We start from the raw sequence: 20258 nt of genomic DNA, 5'->3' as shown, positions 1-20258 counted from the left end.
GAGGCAACTCCATCCCCCGCGCTTCCGCTTCAAGAGACACGAACGCCCCCGGAAGAAGCGAGAGCCAACCTCTTCCGAGGGCTTCTTCACTTCACACCTTCAAGGACTCAGGGCGTGGCGGCGCCAATCGCCGAGAGCGACTGCAGGAGCGCGTTGCGCAGAGACGTCGTGTCGTCGGCCCGGAAGAAGCTGCCCTGGCCCGCCAGCGCGATGCTCTGGAGCATGGGGTGGGAGGAGCCGTAGCCCACCACGTACGTGCGCACCCGCTGCGTGCCGGGCAGGTCCCCTCTCAGGTCCGAGTGCGAGAGGAAGAAGGCCACGTCATCCATGAAGTTCTTGTTGCCCGCCGCCAGTCCGTGCGGCCAGTTGTACTCGGTGTAGTCGCAGTCCGCCTGGGTTGCCAGGACGCCGGGGCTCTTCTCGAACTGGTCGCAGTAGTTGACCCCGCCCGAGTTGGGATTGAACTCGGGATTGATGGGGTCGAACGTGAGCGGCTGGCCATTGGGGTGCTGGGCCCCCTGCGCCACGAGCAGGCTCATCATCTTGGTGATGGGCACCGAGTTGTCGGAGCGGGGCTCGCCCCCCGTCACCACGATGACGGCATTGGCCTGGGTCTCGGAGCAGATGGACCGATAGTCCCCGCCCCGCTCGAAGCGCTGGCCCGGCAGGGTGACGTAGGTTTGGTAGATGGGGTCGTAGGAGGAGTAGGGAGCCTTGAGCCACTCATCCGAGGCCTTGCCGTAGCCACTACCGGCCTGACCGCCATAGGGGCTGTCGTACGTCCCGCCACTCGGCAGACCCGGCCAGCCCCAATAAGGAGTGCCCACGGGCTGGGAGAACCACGAGGTCCACTGGCCATCCGTGACTTGCGAGGAGAAGTAGCCGCCCAGGCCGAAGAGGGCCTCTCCCGTGGAGCGCTCGTTGTTGCGGAAGCGCGTGTCGTTGACGACATTGGCCAGGTGGGCGCGATTCAACTGGGTCTCGTTGATGGGGGAGGACGCGCTGCAGCCTGGGCTCACATCCTCGAGCATCCAGGGCGGATCGAACCAGCCGCGATCGCCGCCGAAGGTGGCCACGCCCATGCGCACGTGGCTCGCCGTCTGGATGACGTCCTTGAGCGCCTTGCGCGCCACCACGAACTTGGGCGGGCGCAGGTTCAGGATACGGCCGCTGACCACCCACTTGCGCTTGGCCTCTTGGGGAAGCGGCGGCTCGTCATTGGCCCGCGGCGGCCCCAGCTTCCCGCTCTTGTCATTGATGGCCGCAGGCACGAGAGGACCGCGCCACCAGCCCTTGGTCTGCAGGCAGCTGATGCACTCGTTCCAGATGGGCGTGTCCTTGTACTTGCTGTTGAAGTCCCACACCTGGCGGCAGACGTACTGCGCGTCGGAGGAGCTGCTCAGGCCCGTGAAATCCGGCGACAGCGAGTACGGAAGCTCTTCCGCCGCCCAGGCGATCCGCCGGCCCCGCGAGTGATAGAATTGGGCGGGCGCGAAGGTGGGAGAGGACAGATCGGGGTCGCTGTCATAGACCACCGAGCCATTCTTCTCCGGGTCCGGGCTGTCCTTGTCGAACCAGCTCATCTCGGCGACGAGCGCCGGATCCGAGCAGCCCGTGTTGATGAAGTGACCGATGTTCGGGTCATTGTAGCCCGGATACCCCGCCGTGGTCCCCGACGTGGGCGAATAGCCCGGGGTGAAGGCCTCGGGCAGATAGGTGGAGAAATCCTGCATGGACTCGCTGTTGTCCAACAGGAAGATGACATTGGCGGGAGACTGAGCCTGGCTCGCGAGCGGCAGGAGCCCCACCGCTCCCATCATTCCCCCAAGCACCAGACCGCGCCTCGTGCCGCGACTCCAACGGCTGTTCATGATGATACCTCCAAACACACGCGCGAGCGATTCATCATCCACTCGCGCGGTGTCAGTCATTACTGCCTGTCTATTTCATTCACGTCAAGAGATGTGATTGCCCGGCTGAAATTGAGCAAGGTTTACCGGCATTCTCCGAGAGCGCCTTCATCCTCGCGGCACCCCGTGAGGAAATTTCAACCGGAACCAGGTCGAGCGGCTCTTTCAGCACGATGAGGCACGGAAGGTGACACACCGCGGTGACGGCAGCGTGACCGCTCTCATGGCGAGGTGCTGTTCTGGCCGTCACGCGGGTGTCTCCGCTGGCGGCCCCGGCTGTTGCTCCGGGGACGTCTCTGGTTTTCAGCAAGGACTGCCTCTCGGCCCCTTGGGGGTGAATGATTGATGGAGCCTGGGTTCATCCCTTGATGCCACATCCCCTTCGGAGCCGCTGTGAAGCGGTTCACACCTCATGCCGATCTTTCAATGGACTCGAGGAGCTGGGCGTGGAGAAGAGACGCGAACGCCCCCGGAGGAGGCCGAGAGCCGGCCTCTTCCGGGGGCGTCTTCACTTCACACCCGCCAAGGACTCAGGGTGTGGCGGAGCGGATCTCCGTGAGCGCCTGCTGGAGCGCGTCGCGCAGGGCGGCCGGCTGGCTGGCCTGGAAGAAGCTGCCCTGGCCCGCCACGGCGATGCTCTGGAGCATGGGGTGGGCGGTGCCATAGCCGACGACGTACGTGCGCACCTTCTGGGAGCCACTCAGGTCTCCACGCAGGTCCGTGTGCGACAAGAAGAAGGCCACGTCATCCATGTAGTTCTTGTTGCCCGGCACGGGCCCCGTGGGCCAGTTGTAGTCGGTGTAGTCGCAGTCCTCCGAGGTGCCGAACAGGTAGCAATAATTGACGCCGCGCGGATCCGGCCAGGCATTGGGGTCCGCCACGCCGTGCGGAGGCGTGATGCCGTTGGCCTTGAGCAGCTCGACCATCTTGGTGATGGGCACCGAGTTGTCGTACTGGGGCGCGCCGCCGCTCACCAGGATGATGGCGCTGGCCTGGTCGCTGGAGCAGATGGAGCGCTCGTTGCCTCCCGTCTCCCAGGGCTGGCCCGGACGCACCGAGCCGGAGACGGGATCCGTGTACGCCAGCTTGAGCCACTCGTCGGACGTCGCGGCCCAGGTGGCGCCCGCGCGGCCCGTGTAGGGGTTGTCCGTGGTGCCACCGTTGCAGCAGCCCGGCCAGCCGAAGGCGCCCGGGGTGATGGGCTGCGCGAACCAACCGCTCCACTTCGAGTCCACCTTCTCCGAGGAGAAGTAGCCGCCCAGGCCGAAGAGCGACTCGCCGATGGAGCGCGCGTTGTTGCGGAACAGCGTCTGGTTGACGGCCTGGTTCAGCCGGGGCCGATCCAGTCCGGCCTCGTCGATGACGGGCGTGGACAGGTCACAGCTCGGGCGCAGCTCCGCGAAGAGCTCCGGCGGGTCGAACCAGCCGTACTCGCGGCCCACGCTGGCCACGCCGATGCGCACGTGGGACGCCGAGGCGATGGCCTCCTTGATGGCCTTGCGCGCCACCACGAACTTGGGCGGGCGCAGGTTCAGGATGCGGCCACTGACCACCCACTTGCGCTTGGCCTCGGGGGGCAGCGGCGGCTCGTCCTTGGCGCGCGGCGGGCCCAGGTGCCCGCTCTTGTCATTGATGTCCGCGGGCACGATGGGGCCCCGCCACCAGCCCTTGGACTCCAGGCACGACAGGCACTCCTGCCACAAGGGCGAGTTCCTGAACTTGCTGTCGAAGTTCCACACCTGCCGGCAGGCCAGCTGCGCATCAGGGGTGCTCTGCAGCGAGGTGAAGACGCTGCCCATCGAATACGGAAACTCTTCCGATTGCCAGGCTACGCGCCGGCCCCGCGAGTGATAGAAGGCCTCCGGCTCGAAGAACCGCGACCCCAGCGAGGGATCGCTGTCCACGATGACCGAGCCATTCCTCGCCGGGTCCTCGCTGCTCTTGTCGAACCAGCTCATCGCCTCGACGAGCGCGGGATCCGTGCAGCCCGTGTTGGTGAAGTGGCCGTAGGGTCCGTTGTAGCCCTGCTCTCCCGGCAGGGGCGCCTCGGGCGTGGGGTAGTAGCCGGGCGTGGCGGCCTCGGGCAGGAACTCCACGAAGTTCTGCATGGCCTCGCTGTTGTCCAGCAGGAAGACCACGTTGGCCGGCGCCTGGGCGTGGCTCGTGAAAGACATCAGCCCCACGGTTCCCGCCGCCACCCAGCCCAGGGTCATGCGCCTCTTCTGTTTGTCATACCTGCACGAGGAAATTCCACGAGGACTTGAATTGTCTTGCATGTCTCAGGCTCCTGGCGCTCGACGACTGTCACCCCCGACCCGCCGCTCCTGGCCCGATGATTCTTACTGCAACGAACCTGTCTTTCCAATGATGAAAGGACATCCTTTATCAATTCCAGAGATTGTCTGTCATCACGACAAGAATCCAGCCGGGGCCGACACGGTTTACCGCCCTCTTGTCAGGAGATGCCGCGGACGGAAGCTCCCGCCGGAGTGGTGCATCCGCTCCAGTCCCGTGACGACATGTAAGGAATTGAAGCCGGAAAGCGTGCCTGGCGGGCTCCCCCGGCGAGGGGAGCCCAGGCCGGCTCAGCGCTTCTCGAGTTCCTCGGGGTGGAAGACGCGCGAGGCGACGCGGTCGAGCACCTCGTCGCCCCACACGAGGCTCGCCTTGGCCAGGCGCTTCATGTCCCGAGCGAAGGCGGCGCCCTCGGGCACCACGGAGTACTCGCGGCTGAGGAACAGGCCACGGTTCTCCCGCTCGTAATCCACCGAGCCGCCGCCCGTATCGGTGCCCTCGCGCGCCTCGGCCTCGAAGCCCTCGATGACGCCCGGCCTGGGCGGCTCGTTGAAGCGGTACACGAGCGCGCTGCACTCGAGCACCCCACGCGCCTCGTGGTACTCGAAGTACACCTGGGCGCCGCCCACGGCGAACCCCCCGAAGCCCTGGGGGTTGAGACCGGGGCCGGGCGCCGCGCCCTGGGAGCGCATCAACCAGCGCACCAGTTCGCCGGCCGTCTCCCGCGTCAGGGGACCACCACTCGCGGGTGGGGGCGGACCGAGCCCCACCGCGGACATCAACCATTGGAGCATGCTGTGCGCACCCTTTCCGCGGCTAGTGGCCCGCGCGTGCCTGTTCGAAGGGGACGCGATGCTTCAGGTAGACGCTGTCGAACGAGTGCGTCCCCTCGATGCCCGAGCCCTGCTCGAAGCGGCGGATGACGGCGCCCTTGCCCCCATCCCGCGCCCACTCGTCCACGCCATCGCCATCGCCCTGGCCGAACCACGTGGGCACCAGGTCGTTCTTGTTCACGTAATGCACGTACTGGGGGCCATCCGGGAAGTGGGCCGCGGCGCCGCCGAAGGTCTCCACCTTGAGCTTGCTCATCGCCTTCTCCACCTGGGCCGAGGACAGTCCGTCCTCGATGCGCAGGCGGTTGGCCACGTCGTTGAGGGCGCGGCTGGTGACGAGCGCGCCCTGGCTGTGCGCCACCAGGTGCACGCCCCGGCCCGCCTTGAGCTCCGCGTAGACGGTGTCCGCCATCGTGTCCACGGCCGGGTTCTTGCCCTTGTCCAGCTTGTCCGTCACGCACTGGGCCAGGTCGGCCACCATGCCCTCGGTGGCGTTGTGCACGCCGATGACCTTCGCGCCCGTGCGTTCGGCGAGCTGCTGCATGCTCGCGAACTGCTTGTCCTTGGTGTTGTTGATGCCGTTGACGTAGAGGAGCGTCTCGGCCGGGTGGGCGTTGTCGCGCGGGGTGACGCCCGGCACCTGGCTCAGCGGTGTGCCCGGCGGGAACGTCGCGCCCTTGGCCCCCACCAGCAGCCCGTCATACTTCTTGTCCCCTCCCCCGAAGATGCCGCCGAGCAGCTTGTTCACCGGCCCGGCGCGCGATGCGCCCTCGAAGCCGTCAGCGCGAGCCCCCGTCGTCGCCGGGAGCGGGGCCGGCCCCCCCGACACGGGCACCGGCTTCTTCTCGGCGGGAGTCGAGGACGTGGCCGTGCGAAGGGCGGGCGAGGCATTGCGGTCGATGCTCGTCATGGAAGAGTCCTGCCTGTCTGGAAAAAGTGGACGGTTTTGAAAAGGTTATCGTAGAAATCAGGAGGCATGTTGCGCCTACTGTCCTACTTTTTCCCACGGTGAAGGACAGCACCCCCTGGGTGGATGCGGCGGGGGTGGGATTTCGCGGCTCTGACAGGTGCGGTCACCAGGTCCATGCCTGAGTAAATCCCCGGGAGCGCTGGCCATATCGCCGCATCCGTCAGCGCCACGCATCACCGCGGCCGGGAGCGGCGCGCGGGATGTTCGGGCGGACAGGGAAGGATGGAGCCTCCCGGCCCCGGAGGAGCGGCTCACCGGGTGGGGAGGATCTCGATGCGCGACACCGGGTTGCCTGGGGAGGACAGGTTCGCGGAGGTGCGCACGAGCGTCCCCTCCTCGAGGCTCTGGAGGGACACCCGCTGCCGGCCGCGCAGGACCTGGACGTCACTCGCGAGGGGCAGGGTGGTGGAGATGCCCCCTTCCTCCGCGAGGACGATCTGCTGGCCCGACACGGAGCGCACGCGGCCGGTATGCAGCACGTTGGCGAGGGCGTAGCCCGAGTCGTCGTCCTCCGAGGGCGCCGTGCCCGTGGGGTAGCCGATGCTCGTGGGAGAGCCGATGCCCGTGGCGCCCTCGGGGGCCTCGGCGTTGGGGTCTCCGATGGCCGAGGTCCGGCCGGTGTCGCCGCTGGCCGTGTCCGTGCCGCTGCCGCCCACGCCCTGCTCCGTGGAGGACGCGGGCGCATTGGACTGGGCCTGCGCGAGCTGGGTGCGCATCCGCGCGAGCTGCTGCTGGAGCTGGGCCACCTGCGTGCGCAGCCGGGCCACTTCCAGGCGCTGTTGGGCCTCGGCCTCGGCCTGCGACTGCGTGCCGCCGTCCTGCTCCGTCGTCTGCTCCGTCGTCTGGGCGGCCCCCTGCTCCGCGCCCAGCACGAGGGCCATGCCGAGCGCCGCCACGCCCAATCCCATCCAGGTTTGCCTTGCCATCGGACTTGCGCTCCCTTCTTCACGAAACCCCGGGGAGGCCCCCGGGGGTGGGCCTACTTCTGGGACTTGCGTGGCGAGGACTGCACGACGATGTCGCGCGCACGCTCGACACCATCGACGTACGCGAACGAGGTCTGCACCCGCGCGCCCTCGGAGATCTGCTTGAGGGGAATCTGCTTTCGCGTGGAGCCCTTGAACGCCCGCGTCTGATCATCGATGGCGAGCCGGGAGACGGTGCCATCCGTGACGTCGACGACGTCGATGTGCTGGGGCGTGACGTCGCGCACGCGCCCATCGAACTCCACGGTGACCACCGTGACCGGCTGAGTGTCATCGTCCCGGGAGGCGTTGGCCGTGTCGTTCGTGGCTCGGGGCGCCGAGGCCGAGCCTCCCGCGCCGGAGCCCCCTGCCCCTCCGGTGCCGCCCGTCCCGCGCAGAGTGGAGACCTCGCGCTCCAGGGCCTCCACGCGCCGCTGGAGGTCGGTGAGGGACCCCTGCCCGCCGCCGCCCGTCGTGGCGCCAGCATTGCCACCCGAACCGCCGGTTCCGCCGGAACCACCTGTTCCGCCCGCCGCCCCCGTGCCCGTCTGGGTGCCTGGGCTCAAGAAGGGCGACGCGGAGGGCATCTCCGGCGTGGTCCCCCAATAGGTGGGCCCCCCGGGTCCAGCCGTCCCGGTGCCGCCTGTTCCCTGAAGCCCCGCGCCGCCCGCCTGGGTGTTGTTCTGCAAGGGCACGCCATTGAGTCCCGCGTTGCCCTGTTGCCCGAACGGCCCGAAGGTGCCCGGGCCCGCCGTGTCCTGTCCCTGCTGGATGCTGGCCGCGCCCGTCGGTCCCGCCGCGGGCTGCTGTTGCTGCCCCACTCCGCCCTGCTGCTGCGCCAGGGCCACCAGAGGGGTGGTCCCCAGCAAGGCCAGCGCCATCCACATGGCTCCGCGCATCTCACTCCTCCTCGTCGTGAACCCCTACCTGCCCGCAAGGTGGGAATCGTTCACCAAGACACCCACCCGGACGGGGGGAAGGGCTGGCTCCCAGGCTGCCCTTGGGGCGGGGGAACGGGCCGGACGGTGGAAAACGGAATGAAAGGCGGGAGGGGTGAAACTTCCGGCGGCTTCGTGTCACGTTGAGGCGTGGCCCATCTCTTCGCGATCCGAATGCCCTTCACGGGCAGCGCGGTACCCGCCGGCGACGCCGAGCGCCGGCTCGTCGCCCGCGCGCGGAGAGGGGATCCGGCCGCCTTCCGGGGCCTCTTCGAACAGCACTCGCCCGCCGTCTGGCGCTTCCTGCGCGACCTGCTACGGGACGAGGCCGCCGCGGACGAAGCCACCCAGGAAACGTTCGTGCGGGCGCATGCGCGGCTCGGGGCAATGCGTGACGACACGCGGTTCGTCTCGTGGCTGCTGGGCATCGCGCGCCACGTCTATTTGGAGTCACGCCGCGGCCAGGCCACGCACCTGGACGTCGCCTCCGAGGAGAACGAGCCCCTGCTGGAGGCGGCGCGGCCCTCGCCCACTCCCGAGGCGTGGTTGTTGGATCGCGAATTGGAGGGCCTGCTGAGCGAGGCCCTCGGCGAGGTGCGTGAGGAGCGCCGGGCGGCGCTGCTGCTGCGCATCGACCATGGGCTGGCCTACGAGGACATCGCCCAGGTGATGGGCTGGTCACTGCCCAAGGTGAAGAATGAAATCCACCGGGCCCGGTTGCAGTTGCGCGAGCGGCTGGCCGGGCACGTGGCAACAGGAGGTCGGTCATGAGTCTCCCCTGCCGCGAGTCGGACCTGGACGCCCTGCTCGCCGGAGAGTTGTCCGCGGAGGAAGCCGGCCGCGTGGGCGCGCATGCGGCCGCATGTGACACGTGCGCGCGGACGCTGGAGTGGCTGAGGATGGAGCGCGGGTGGATGGCGCGGCGGGCGAGGCGTCAACCCACGCGGCGGGCGTTGGAGACGGGCGCGTGGGAGGCCCGGTCGCGGCCCGCGCCATCGCGCTCCTGGCTGAGGGAGTGGCGCGGGGGGATGTGGGCCGCGGCGGCGCTGGTGTCGTGCGTGACGCTCAGCCTGCTGCCCACGGCGCGCCCCACGGCCCGCCCCGAGGAGCCCTGGGGAGAGGGGCTCGTGTCCATGGCCCGGGTGGAGGTGTGCACGGATCCGGGCATCGAGGCGGTGGCCCGCATGGAGGCCCGGGTGGGCGCATGCCTGTTGGCCTCGCCCACCCAGCCGCCCTGGTGAACCCGCCGCGTCAGGGCGACGACGGGTACACGAGGGCGCGCTCCACCGCGGCCCTGGCCTGCACGAGGCCGTAGCCGAACACGTCGTTCTGCTCCGTCTTCGAGGGCTGTGCGGGGTTGGGGATGTACCGGGCGGACTTCTGGAGGATCTCCAGCACCTGGTCGCTCGTGAGCTCCGGGCGGGCGCTCCACACCAGCGCGGCGACGGCGGACGCATAGGGCGTGGCCATGGAGGTGCCGGTGCTGAAGGCGTAGTCGCTGCCCTGGATGCCCAGGCGCACGTTCTGGCCCACCTGGGCGAGGAAGGTGGGCACGAGCGTGGTGGTCACCGCCGTCACCGGGGGCCAGCTCCCGTTGGAGCCGAGCGTGAAGAGCAGCGACTCGTCATCCGTGGGATCGTTGTTGCCGATGATGACGGCGCGCGCGCCCTGGGAGCGCACGTTGCGCACCTTGTCGGCGAAGGTGATGTCCCCCCCGCGCTCCACGTAGGCGACGAAGCCGTCGCAGGTGGCCTCGGGGCAGGAGCGCAGGCCCCTGCCCTGACCGCAGTTGAGGAGCTTGCCCTCGTACTCCTCGTAGGGCACGTAATCCAGGGCCGACGAGGCGTAGAAGGTGCCGCCGATCGACAGGTTGGCGTAGGGCGCATTGCCCCGGGGATAGGTGGAGTAGATGTTCACGCCAGGGGCCACGAAGTCCAGGTGGGGGCCGATCTGGGAGAACTTGGGGTGCTTGGCCTCCTCGTCCACCGCGCCCACGGCGATGACGGAGTCATAGGCGGCAGGGTAGACGCGCGACTCCTCGGTGGCCGTCTCGCCGCCGTTGCCGCTGGCCGCGAAGGACAGCAGACCCGCGGCCCTGGCCTTGTCGAAGGCCTCCCTCTCGAGGTCGCTGCTATCCGACGAGCCCAGCGACAGCGAGATGATGTTCGCCTTCTTCTCCACGCACCACTCGACGGCGGTGATGACGTCGGACACCTTGCCGTTGCCATCCGTGTCGAGCACGCGCGCGACGAGCAACCGCACGCCCGGGGCGGCGCCCACCACGCCCGAGGGGCTCAGGGTGGGGTCATTGGGATTCACGTTGCCGTGCACACCGGGCTGCGCGGCGATGATGCCCGCCACGTGGGTGCCGTGGCCTCCGCCCCAGGCGCCCTGCGCGTCCTTGTCCTCGGGATCCTCGTCATCATCGACGAAGTCCTTGCCCCCGGCGTAGACGGCCTGGAGCTCGGGGTGTTGCAGGTCCATGCCGCTGTCGACGACACAGACGGTCCGGCCCGAACCCGTGGGCGTCCCTGGCTTGAGGGAGCCCGCGTTGTCGGGGTCCCACACCTCGTTGGCCTGCGTCATGCGCAGGGCCTGGGTGTACTCGGAGGGAATGCCACCGCCCTGGAGCCTCGGCGTGGCCGACGACGCCGCCATGGGCCGCGTCCAGGTGGAGACGCCGCCGAGCGCGGACACCTTGTGATCCGGCTCGATGGAGAGCACGTCGGGGTCCTTGGCGAGCCGGGCCTGGGCCTCCGGGGTGAGGGAGAGGGCCATGGCCTCGAGCGTGGGCCAGTGGCGCTTCACGCGGGCGCCCAGCGAGCGCACGCGGTCCTCGCGGCCGCGCAGTGCGGCGGCGGTGCGCGGGCCCTTCTGGGGACGGAAGCGCACCAGCATGGGCTGGGCGTCGCCGGAGGACAGGGCGGAGGAGGCGGTGCCGGTGGCGCGGGAGGAAGCGGCGGGCGCCGCCTTCGATTGGACGACGAGTTCCGGGCACAAAGGCTGCTCCTGCGGCATGACATCATCCGGAGGGGGCTCGACCCCACAGCCACCCCCCGCGATTCCCAGCAGGCCCAACAGAACCAGTCGCCTCATGTCGTGACGTCTCCTTGCACCCCGTTCGCGACGGGGGATCGCACCACGCCGGTGCTTCGCGCCCTGCGGGCCGGGCATCACCAACGGTGGATGCGCCGGCCCCATTCCTGGGGAACTAGGCTAGGCCGTCTACTCGCCCGGCGATAGGGCCCCCCGAGAGGAGGGTGGGGCCCTCAGCGCGAGGCGGACTCGATTCCGAACAGCCGCTCCACGTGACGCGAGTACTCGGCGAGCTGCCGCTCGACGTCCTCGGGGCTCCAGCCCAGCAGGGGGGCCATGTCGGCGGCGGCGAGGCGGGCGGCGGCGCGGCCGAGGTCGCGCGTCTCGAAGGCCAGCTTGAGGCGGCGCACGAGCAGATCATCCAGGGAGTGGACGAACTCGTGGGTGACGCCGTGGACGGCCTCGGCGCGCAGGTAGGGCAGACCGGGCGCGAGGGGCTCGGCGAGCGCGGGCCGCTCGCGGGTGAGGGCCCAGGGCAGACGCCAGCGGTTGCCGTAGGCGCGCACGAGGTGGAGGGCGACGTCGTCACGGCCCACCTCGGCGCGCGCGGCGGCGAGCTCCGCGTCGAAGGAGGCGAAGTCCCCGCCGGGCAGCGCGAGCGAGCCGGTACGGGCCTTCTGGTGGGGCACGCCGAGCTGCTTCTCGACGGCGTTGACCATGTCGCTGGCCATGACGCGGTAGGTGGTGAGCTTGCCACCGGAGATGGCGAGCACGCCCGAGGGGCTCGCGTGGATGGCGTGTTCGCGGCTGGCGCTGTTGGCGTCACCGGAGCCGGAGTAGGCGCTCGCCACGAGCGGGCGGATGCCGGCCCAGGCACTGACGACGTCCTCGCGCACCAGGCGGGCCTCGGGGAAGAGGCCGTTGGCGGAGGCGAGCAGGTAGTCCAGGTCGGACACGCTGGCGCGCACCTCGGCGGGATGGGACTGGGTGGGGGTCTCGGTGGTGCCGATGATGGTGTGGGTGGCGGCGGGGAGGATGAACATCACCCGGCCGTCCACGGGGGACAGGAGGGTGATGGCGGTATCGGGGGGCGTGGGCAGGCGCTCGCGGGGCACGGCGATGTGCACGCCCTTGGAGCCGCGCACGGCGGGCGAGCCCTCCTGGGCGGCATCGAGCTTGCGGATCTCATCGCTCCAGGGGCCGGTGGCGCTGACGACGGCGCGGGCGCGCACGGTGTGCTCCTGGCCGGTGAGCATGTCGACGACGGTGGCGCCCTGGGCCTTGCCGTTCTCCAGGAGGAGAGCGCGCACGGAGGCGTGGTTGAGGATGACGGCGCCGGCCTCGGAGGCGGAGATGACGTTGGCGAGCGTGAGCCGGGCATCATCGGTGGCGGCGTCGTAGTAGCGAGCGCCGCCGGTGAGGCCCTCGGAGCGGATGCCCGGGAAGGTGTCGGAGACCTGGCGCGAGTTGAGCAGGCGCGAGTTGCGCACGTTGCGGAAGAGGGCCAGGGCGTCATAGAGCTTGAGGCCGGCGGCGAGCTTCCAGCGCTTCAGGCGGGCGCCCTTGTAGACGGGCCAGACGAAGGCCAGGGGGCGGACCAGGTGGGGCGCGAGCCGCAGCAGCCGGTAGCGCTCGATGCTGGATTCGAAGACGAGGCCGAGGTGACCATGCTCCAGGTAGCGCACGCCGCCGTGGACGAGGCGGGAGGAGCGGCTGGAGGTGCCGGAGGCGAAGTCCTCGCGCTCCACGAGCGCCACGCGCAAGCCCCGCAGGGCGGCGTCGCGAGCGATGCCGCAGCCGGTGATGCCGCCGCCGATCACGAGGACATCGAAGGCCTGGGACGACAGGGCGAGCAGGCGCTCGGAGCGAGGAGCGGGCGGACGGGGAGCGGGCAGGGAGACGAGCGACTGGACCTCTTGGCGGGAGAAGGGGGCCAGGGCACTCGGGGCGGCGGATTCAGGAGTCACGGAGGGAGTCTAGCGGCGAAGGAGATTGGGTGGCAGTGGGAACGAAACGCGGCGCGTCAAGGGGGTAACGAAGGGGCGACGAAGAGGCAACGGAGGGCGGGGGGGTGAGGAACAACGGACACTGCACCGGGAGGGAGCGTCGGGGAGTGTCGTGCGGACGAGGGGAAGAGGTGCCTGGAAGGCGGGGCATGAATACCTCCATCACTGGAGCACCACTGGAGCGCGAAGTGGGGAGGTGGCGCGTGAGCACGTTGACGTACGAGCGCAGCGGGAGGACGAACACGGGGGCGCAGGCGGTCCGGCTCGAGGGCATGAGGAACCTGCGCATCCTGGTGCAGGGGGAGACGGTGCTGGAGCGGGCGCTGACCGTGGAGGAGCAGGAGCGCCTGGGCCCGCTGGTGGAGGAAGCCAGACGCCTGCCGGCACCGGTCATCGTGCTGCCCACCCCGGGAGGCCCGACGGGGATGGCGGTGAGCCTGGCGTTCGAAGGGGAGGAAGCACCGCGAGTGAGAGCGGGGGCCCATCCCGGGCAACCCGTACGAGGAGTGGGCTCGTCCTATGACGCGCTGTTGGAGGAGCTGGACGAGCTGCTGACGGAGGAGTTGCACGCGCGCTCGCCGAGACACGCCTACGCGGTGTTGCCCCACGAGTTGCGGCAACAGGAGTGAGGGGCCCGTGACGGACGTCTCCCCGGAGGGCACCGGGGGATGTCTGACGGCCCGAGCGGCTGCTGTCCTGGGGAGGAAGACAGGGAGCCGGAGGGGACCGGGGTCGGGGCGGCGCACGTCGGGTTGCCGGCGGCGGGCGACCATGCCAGAGAGACAGCATGAAGCGAGTGCGGTTCTCGGTCCACCGGACGGTAGGAGAGGCGAGACTTCGAGCAGGGTTGTTGTCGGGCTCGGGGTTCTCGGTCGAGGTGCGAGGCGAGGCCCTCTCGCCGCTGGGCGGGGAGATTCCCAACACGGAGACGTGGGTGGAGCTGTGGCTTCCGGAGGAGGAAGTCGCGCGCGCGAGGGAATTGGAAGCCGAGGTGGAGGAGGGCAAGGAGAAGGCGGAGCGGATCGTGGACTGTCCGCGCTGTGGAGAGGGCAGCCCGGGGAACTTCGAGCTGTGCTGGAACTGCGAGGAGGAACTGCCCGCCTCGCCGCGACCGCGACTCCGGGCGGTGTCCTGAGCAGGACCCGCGCCTACAGTGAATCCCCTACCCTCGAGAGAACCCGTGTCGAACGAGCCACGCGCCGAAGAAGCCCGGGAGGAGCCGGGCGTCCCCCGAGCCGAGAATCAGGACCGCGCTCGTCGCGTCGGGATGGATCCAGGCGTGCGCAAGGTGCTGCTCGTCTGCCTGGCGGCGCTGGTGTTTCACCTGTTGGTGATGTTGTTGCCGAGGAACATGCCCGAGCAGGAGCTGGCGATCGCGCGGGCGATCCCCGATTCGTCGAAGCGCGTGGCGCTGTTGAAACCATTGAAGGACCACCCGAAGGCCACGGGAGCGAACCTGCGGGAGGCGGCGGAGCTGCTGCGCGAGGGCTCGCCGATGGATGCCTACGAGCTGACGAAGGAGTCGGAGCGCAGGGAGCCCGGTTCAGTGGAGACGCAGCTGCTGATGGCGCGGATCTGCCATGGGCAGCGGATGAACCGGTGCGAGGAGGAATCCCTCCGGAAGGCGGAGGAAGTGGCACCGGGGGATGGCCGATCGGCGTTGTTGCGAGCGGACTTCCGGGAGGAGGAGGGCGACCTCGCGGGGGCGCTGAAGTCGGTGGAGGAGGCGTACCACAAGGAGCCCGGGAGGAAGGAAGTGGGCGTGAGGTACGCGCGGCTGCTGAGCGCGGCCCACCAGGGAGAAGAGGCCCTGGAAGTGCTCAGGACGCAGGGGGTGAACCTGGGGAAGGCCCGGCTGTGGCTGGAGGAGGGGCTGGTGCGGGTGGATCAGGGGCGGCTCGAAGAAGCGCGGCAGCTCTTCTCGAGGGCGGTGGAGGCGGATCCGAAACTGGCGATGGGGTACTACCACCTGGGCGTCACGGCCTTCCGGCTGGGGGACATCCAGGCAGCGGAGGACGCGTTGAGGACGGCGGACCGCCTGGACATGACGGACATGAAGGCTCTGTCGGCGCTGTGTGCGATTCAGCGCAGCACGGGGAGGACGGACGCGGTGACGGCGACGCGCATGGACCTCGAGCGCCGGTTTCCCGAGCGGCTGGACGCGGTGCGGACCGCCTGCATCACTCGCTGAGGACGGCGGCTCCTACTCCTCGGGGATGCCACGAATGCGCCGGAGCAACTGCGCGGCCGCCTTCACCTCGGCATCCACGGAACCATCGGCGATCTCGGTTCGCACGACGGCCTGGAGGAAGGCCATCGCCTCCTCCTCACGGTGCTGCTCGACCAGGAGACTGCCGAGCGCCATGCGCACGCGAGTGAGCACGACCAGATCCTCGGCGAGCACCGCGGCGTCGATCGCATCACTCAAGGCGGACTCGGCGAGCTCGGGCCGGCCCCGCTCGAGAAGCTCACGAGCGCGCTGAAGGTGACGGGACGCATCCATGGAGGGGACTCCCAGAGACACGAGGGGGGACAACATGGCCGGGGCCGGGTTATCCCGGGGAACATGGACGACGAATCGCGAATCGTGGAGCTGGAGCTGCGCTACATGCAGCAGCAGGAGTTGCTGCAGGAACTGAGCGAGGTGCTGTACGCCCAGGGGCGCGAGCTGGAGGGGCTCCGGGTGGAGCTCGCCCTCATGAAGAAGAAGCTCGAGGGCGAGCCCGGCCTGGTGGATGCGCAGCGACAGGAGAAGCCACCGCATTACTGAGCGGCGGCCACTCCGCCGGGCACGGGCCTACAAGCGCCAGCCGACCCGCAGACCGACATGGGGGCTGGGCGTGAGGTAGCCCACTTCGAGGCCGAAGGTGAACGACCTGTTCTGGTAGCCGAAACCAAAGGCGCCGTGGGCGCGAACGAAGTCGCCGGTGAAGCGCAGCCACGGGCCGACGAGCGCCTCCAGGTAGATGGGCGCGCCCCGAGGGCTGATGCGCAGATCCAGATCGATGGGGATACCGAACGACGTGGGATTGGTCGCCAGCATCGCGCCAAACCGGGCGCCAATGGACAGAGGCCCGATGAAGATGAAGTCCACCGCGCCGGTGATGTCGAAGAAGGCTCCGTGGTTGATCTGGTAGTCCGCGCCGAGCGTCAGGCGGAAATCCGATCTCGCCTCCGACTGGGTCGGGACGAGGCACACGGCAAGCGCGAGGAGGACGGCGACGAGAGGACGCGACAGCTGCTTCATGAGCAAAGCGCTCCGGGTTGAATGGATGAATGCCAATCAACCAAGCCTGGAGCAACACCGCCAGTGCGAAAGCACGAAGAAGCAACGCGTGTCGCCCAGCGGACGGCCCTCTGAGGCCGCCACGGCGAAGCCCGCAAAAGGCGAAGGCCTCGAGTCGACACCTTGCGGTGCGGACTCGAGGCCTTCAAAAAAAATCCGGCAGCGACCTACTCTCCCGCGCGGTTTCCCGCGGAGTACCATCGGCTCTGGAGGGCTTAACTTCCGTGTTCGGGATGGGAACGGGTGGGACCCCTCCGACATTGCCACCGGAAAAACAGGACAGTTCATACGAAGGGTAGGGAAATCAACTTCCACTGCGAAGCTCTCGTGCCTTCTTCCGGGCCCGGCGTCGCGCTCTCGCGCTCGCTCGGGGCCTCGACCTTGGCCTCGTGTCTCCTGCACCCCCTGAGGTGGGGCTGCTGAGAGATTGAGGTAAAGTAAGCCTCTCGACCTATTAGTACCGGTTAGCTCAACGCGTTACCGCGCTTACACACCCGGCCTATCAACGTCGTCGTCTTCGACGGGTCTTCAGGGGCTTGCGCCCGGGATACCTGTTCTTGAGGTCGGTTTCCCGCTTAGATGCTTTCAGCGGTTATCCAATCGACACATGGCTACCCAGCGATGCCTCTGGCGAGACAACTGGTACACCAGCGGTGTCTCCAACCCGGTCCTCTCGTACTAAGGTCAGAGCCTCTCAAGTATCCTACGCCCACAGCAGATAGGGACCAAACTGTCTCACGACGTTTTGAACCCAGCTCGCGTACCGCTTTAATTGGCGAACAGCCAAACCCTTGGGACCTGCTCCAGCCCCAGGATGCGATGAGCCGACATCGAGGTGCCAAACCTCCCCGTCGATGTGAACTCTTGGGGGAGATAAGCCTGTTATCCCCGGAGTACCTTTTATCCGTTGAGCGATGGCCCTTCCATTCAGGACCACCGGATCACTATGACCTGCTTTCGCACCTGCTCGACGTGTCCGTCTCGCAGTCAAGCTCCCTTATGCCATTGCACTCGCCGCCCGGTTTCCAATCGGGCTGAGGGAACCATCGCGCGCCTCCGTTACGTTTTGGGAGGCGACCGCCCCAGTCAAACTACCCACCAGACAGTGTTCCAACTCCCGGTGAGGGAGCATGGTTAGACACCAGAATCCGACAGGGTGGTATTTCACCGTTGCCTCCACCGAACCTAGCGGCCCGGCTTCAAAGGCTCCCACCTATCCTACACAGTCGAACCCTAGTGTCACTGTCAAGTTGTAGTAAAGGTTCACGGGGTCTTTCCGTCTTGCTGCGGGTAAACTGCATCGGCACAGCTATTTCAATTTCGCTGAGTCCCTCTCCGAGACAGCGCGGAAGTCGTTACTCCATTCGTGCAGGTCGGAACTTACCCGACAAGGAATTTCGCTACCTTAGGACCGTTATAGTTACGGCCGCCGTTTACTGGGGCTTCGGATCATCGCTTCACCTTGCGGCTGACGAATCCCCTTAACCTTCCAGCACCGGGCAGGAGTCAGACCCTATACGTCGGCTTCTTGCCTTCGCAGAGTCCTGTGTTTTTGGTAAACAGTCGCTACCGCCATTTCTCTGCAACCTCTCTCGGCTTCGGCTGTACGCCTACACCTGTCAGAGGCCCACCTTCTTCCGAAGTTACGGTGGAAATTTGCCTAGTTCCTTGGAGGAGAGTTCTCTCAAGCGCCTTAGGATTTTCTCCTCACCCACCTGTGTCGGTTTGCGGTACGGACACCCTGTAGACTCCCCGCGGAACTTTTCTTGGAAGCCGAGCATCAGCGACTTGCCCCGTGAGGGGGGCCATGGGGTCTCGGGGATAGCTGCCGCGCCTTTATTCGTACGCGACACCCCTACGCCTTTGGACTGACACAACCACCGGTCAGCTCGCCTAGCTTTCTCCGTCCTTCCTCGGTTCAACGTCTACAAGATGGCGCAGGAATATTAACCTGCTTGCCATCACCTACGCCTTTCGGCCTCGGCTTAGGTCCCGGCTAACCCTGGGAAGATTAACTTGACCCAGGAAACCTTGGGTTTACGGCGAGGGGGTTTCCCACCCCCTTTATCGCTACTCATTTCGGCATCAGCACTCGCAACCGCTCCACCAGCCCTTGCGGTCTAGCTTCTCAGCTGTTGCAACGCTCCCCTACCACTGCATGCACCGAGTGCATGCAATCCGAAGCTTCGGCGCTAGTCTTGAGCCCCGTTACATTTTCGGCGCGGCCTGTCTCGACCAGTGAGCTATTACGCTTTCTTTAAAGGATGGCTGCTTCTAAGCCAACCTCCTGGTTGTCAATGACTTGCCACATCCTTTCTAGTGTTCACTTAGACTAGACTTGGGGGCCTTAGCTGTCGGTCTGGGTTATTCCCCTCTTGCCAATGGACGTTATCACCCACTGACTGCTTCCCGAGCTAACAATTGCTGGCATTCGGAGTTTGGTACGGTTTGGTAATCTGGTGAGACCCCTAGCCGTTCCAGTGCTCTACCTCCAGCATTGAATTACTCGAGACGATACCTAAATATCTTTCGGGGAGAACCAGCTATCACGGAGTTTGATTGGCCTTTCACCCCTACACACAGCTCATCCCAGAAATTTTCAACTTTCATGAGTTCGGTCCTCCATGAGGTGTTACCCTCACTTCAACCTGGCCATGTGTAGATCACCCCGCTTCGGGTTATAATGCACGCAACTGTGTCGCCCGTTTCGGACTCGCTTTCGCTCCGGCTCCACCTATCGGCTTAGCCTCGCTACGTACATTAAGTCGCCGAATCATGATGCAAAAGGTACGCCCTCGCACTGGGTTGCCCCGTAGTGCTCGGACTGCTTGTAGACATGCGGTTTCAGGTTCTTTGGACTCCCCTCACTGGGGTTCTTTTCACCTTTCCCTCGCGGTACTAGTTCACTATCGGTCGCCAAGGAGTATTTAGCCTTACCGGATGGTCCCGGCGGATTCAGGCAGGATTGCACGTGTCCCGCCCTACTTGGGTACCCCGCTCGGCTCCAGTTCGTTTTCGCGTACGCGACTGTCACGCCCTTTGGTCCACCTTTCCAGATGGTTCCGCTAACAAACCAGAGTCCTACCGCGGACCCGCAACCCCGATGCCATTTTCATGACACCGGTTTAGGCTCCTCCCATTTCGCTCGCCGCTACTCTGGGAATCACTCGTTGTTTTCTTCTCCTCAGGGTACTGAGATGTTTCACTTCCCCTGGTTCGCTCCTTCAGCCCTATGGATTCAGGCTGAGGTAACGCGGCTTTCACCGCGCTGGGTTTCCCCATTCGGACATCTCCGGCTCAACGTTCGGTTGGCAACTCCCCGGAGCTTTTCGCAGCCACCCACGTCCTTCATCGCCTCTTGGCACCTAGGCATCCACCGCACGCCCTTAGTAGCTTACTTACCTTAATCCCTCATCAGCCCGCCTCCCGGCGGGTTGCATTGAAACTCGAGACCAAGGTCCAGGCCCCGGCTCTTCGCCGCGGACCCGAAAGAATTCACTTGATGCGTCGTTGTGTCCCAACCAGGCCGCTATCGCAGCCGGGCTGTCACCTCAATCGACGCTGAGAACTTCTCAGCAGAAATTGATTTCTACCCTTCGTATGAACTTGTCAAAGAACGTTCTGACTCAAACTTCGTCAGTAACTTGTGTGGAGCTGGACGGGATCGAACCGACGACATCCAGCTTGCAAAGCTGGCGCTCTCCCAACTGAGCTACAGCCCCTGAATGTGTCGCTGTCCCTCCACCTGCCGGCTGTCGTCGCGTCCCCAATCTCCCCGGTGGGAAACTGGTGGGCCTAGGTGGACTTGAACCACCGACCTCGCGCTTATCAGGCGCGCGCTCTAGCCAGCTGAGCTATAGGCCCAGTGGATTTCCAGCTACCGTCTCTTTCAAAGAACCGAGCCTCTTCGCTCGGCCTCTCAAAACCAGACAGCAAACCCTCGACAGTTGCAGAAACGTTGACCTGGTTGACCTAAGGCGACTTGCGTCGCTGGTGCACCCTGTCGCGCCGAAGCGTCG

The 20258-nt window shown here is 66.8% G+C and carries 16 protein-coding genes, 2 tRNA genes and 2 rRNA genes; 6 read left to right on the top strand and 14 right to left on the bottom strand.

Annotated features, from left to right (window positions below):
* Window positions 1–107 precede the first annotated feature (107 nt).
* From F0U63_RS01695 to F0U63_RS01670, 6 genes are all read right to left on the bottom strand, one after another.
* The gene (locus F0U63_RS01695) at window positions 108–1871 is read right to left on the bottom strand and encodes a hypothetical protein (RefSeq protein ID WP_395842984.1); all 1764 of its coding nucleotides are present in this window, start codon (window positions 1869–1871) and stop codon (window positions 108–110) included.
* 569 nt (window positions 1872–2440) lie between these two features.
* The gene (locus tag F0U63_RS01690) at window positions 2441–4123 is read right to left on the bottom strand and encodes a hypothetical protein (protein ID WP_395842982.1); all 1683 of its coding nucleotides are present in this window, start codon (window positions 4121–4123) and stop codon (window positions 2441–2443) included.
* Between the two features lie 372 nt (window positions 4124–4495).
* Window positions 4496–4999, bottom strand: coding sequence for a hypothetical protein (locus F0U63_RS01685; RefSeq protein ID WP_395842980.1), 504 nt, complete (start codon window positions 4997–4999; stop codon window positions 4496–4498).
* A 22-nt stretch (window positions 5000–5021) separates the two neighbouring features.
* Window positions 5022–5948, bottom strand: coding sequence for a hypothetical protein (locus F0U63_RS01680; RefSeq protein ID WP_395842978.1), 927 nt, complete (start codon window positions 5946–5948; stop codon window positions 5022–5024).
* Between the two features lie 311 nt (window positions 5949–6259).
* Complete coding sequence (locus F0U63_RS01675) at window positions 6260–6934, bottom strand: hypothetical protein (RefSeq protein ID WP_395842976.1); 675 nt, start codon at window positions 6932–6934, stop codon at window positions 6260–6262.
* Between the two features lie 53 nt (window positions 6935–6987).
* On the bottom strand, window positions 6988–7872 hold the full coding sequence (locus tag F0U63_RS01670) for a hypothetical protein (protein ID WP_395842974.1): 885 nt from the start codon (window positions 7870–7872) through the stop codon (window positions 6988–6990).
* 189 nt (window positions 7873–8061) lie between these two features.
* Here F0U63_RS01670 and F0U63_RS01665 point away from each other — a divergent pair, with 189 nt between their 5' ends.
* Complete coding sequence (locus F0U63_RS01665; protein ID WP_395842972.1) at window positions 8062–8682, top strand: RNA polymerase sigma factor; 621 nt, start codon at window positions 8062–8064, stop codon at window positions 8680–8682.
* Window positions 8679–9152, top strand: a complete 474-nt coding sequence (locus F0U63_RS01660) for an anti-sigma factor family protein (RefSeq protein WP_395842970.1) — start codon at window positions 8679–8681, stop codon at window positions 9150–9152. The genes F0U63_RS01665 and F0U63_RS01660 overlap by 4 nt, the downstream gene beginning before the upstream one ends.
* A gap of 10 nt (window positions 9153–9162) precedes the next feature.
* Here the strand turns inward: F0U63_RS01660 and F0U63_RS01655 are convergent, their stop codons facing one another.
* Together F0U63_RS01655 and F0U63_RS01650 are read right to left on the bottom strand one after the other, a co-directional pair.
* Window positions 9163–11007 carry a S8 family serine peptidase gene (locus F0U63_RS01655; protein ID WP_395842968.1) on the bottom strand — a complete coding sequence of 615 codons (1845 nt, stop codon included), beginning with the start codon at window positions 11005–11007 and terminating at the stop codon, window positions 9163–9165.
* A 173-nt stretch (window positions 11008–11180) separates the two neighbouring features.
* The gene (locus F0U63_RS01650) at window positions 11181–12884 is read right to left on the bottom strand and encodes a glycerol-3-phosphate dehydrogenase/oxidase (RefSeq protein WP_395848301.1); all 1704 of its coding nucleotides are present in this window, start codon (window positions 12882–12884) and stop codon (window positions 11181–11183) included.
* Between the two features lie 272 nt (window positions 12885–13156).
* Between F0U63_RS01650 and F0U63_RS01645 the strand changes: the two genes are divergently transcribed.
* The 3 genes from F0U63_RS01645 (at window position 13157) to F0U63_RS01635 (ending at window position 15144) form a co-directional block, all read left to right on the top strand.
* A complete protein-coding gene (locus F0U63_RS01645) occupies window positions 13157–13582 on the top strand; it encodes a hypothetical protein (protein ID WP_395842966.1) in 426 nt (141 codons plus the stop codon).
* Between the two features lie 158 nt (window positions 13583–13740).
* Entirely contained in the window at window positions 13741–14088 is a 348-nt protein-coding gene (locus tag F0U63_RS01640; RefSeq protein ID WP_043431590.1) for a hypothetical protein, read from the top strand.
* Between the two features lie 45 nt (window positions 14089–14133).
* Window positions 14134–15144, top strand: a complete 1011-nt coding sequence (locus F0U63_RS01635) for a tetratricopeptide repeat protein (RefSeq protein WP_395842964.1) — start codon at window positions 14134–14136, stop codon at window positions 15142–15144.
* A gap of 12 nt (window positions 15145–15156) precedes the next feature.
* Here the strand turns inward: F0U63_RS01635 and F0U63_RS01630 are convergent, their stop codons facing one another.
* Window positions 15157–15456, bottom strand: a complete 300-nt coding sequence (locus tag F0U63_RS01630; protein ID WP_043431672.1) for a hypothetical protein — start codon at window positions 15454–15456, stop codon at window positions 15157–15159.
* Between the two features lie 63 nt (window positions 15457–15519).
* Between F0U63_RS01630 and F0U63_RS01625 the strand changes: the two genes are divergently transcribed.
* Window positions 15520–15723, top strand: a complete 204-nt coding sequence (locus tag F0U63_RS01625; protein WP_071902915.1) for a SlyX family protein — start codon at window positions 15520–15522, stop codon at window positions 15721–15723.
* Window positions 15724–15750: 27 nt separating this feature from the next.
* Here F0U63_RS01625 and F0U63_RS01620 read toward each other — a convergent pair whose 3' ends face one another.
* The 5 genes from F0U63_RS01620 to F0U63_RS01600 all read right to left on the bottom strand — a co-directional run bounded on the left by F0U63_RS01620 (window position 15751) and on the right by F0U63_RS01600 (window position 20103).
* On the bottom strand, window positions 15751–16200 hold the full coding sequence (locus F0U63_RS01620; protein ID WP_395842961.1) for a hypothetical protein: 450 nt from the start codon (window positions 16198–16200) through the stop codon (window positions 15751–15753).
* 193 nt (window positions 16201–16393) lie between these two features.
* Window positions 16394–16510: ribosomal RNA gene (gene rrf, locus F0U63_RS01615) — 5S ribosomal RNA — on the bottom strand.
* 162 nt (window positions 16511–16672) lie between these two features.
* A 23S ribosomal RNA gene (locus F0U63_RS01610) occupies window positions 16673–19639 on the bottom strand.
* A gap of 249 nt (window positions 19640–19888) precedes the next feature.
* Window positions 19889–19961, bottom strand: a tRNA-Ala gene (locus F0U63_RS01605).
* 65 nt (window positions 19962–20026) lie between these two features.
* Window positions 20027–20103: transfer RNA gene (locus tag F0U63_RS01600), tRNA-Ile, on the bottom strand.
* Window positions 20104–20258 lie beyond the last annotated feature (155 nt).

Source organism: Cystobacter fuscus (assembly GCF_044360685.1).
Taxonomy (GTDB): Bacteria; Myxococcota; Myxococcia; order Myxococcales; family Myxococcaceae; genus Cystobacter; species Cystobacter fuscus_C.
This window is presented reverse-complemented; position numbering and strand designations above follow the sequence as displayed.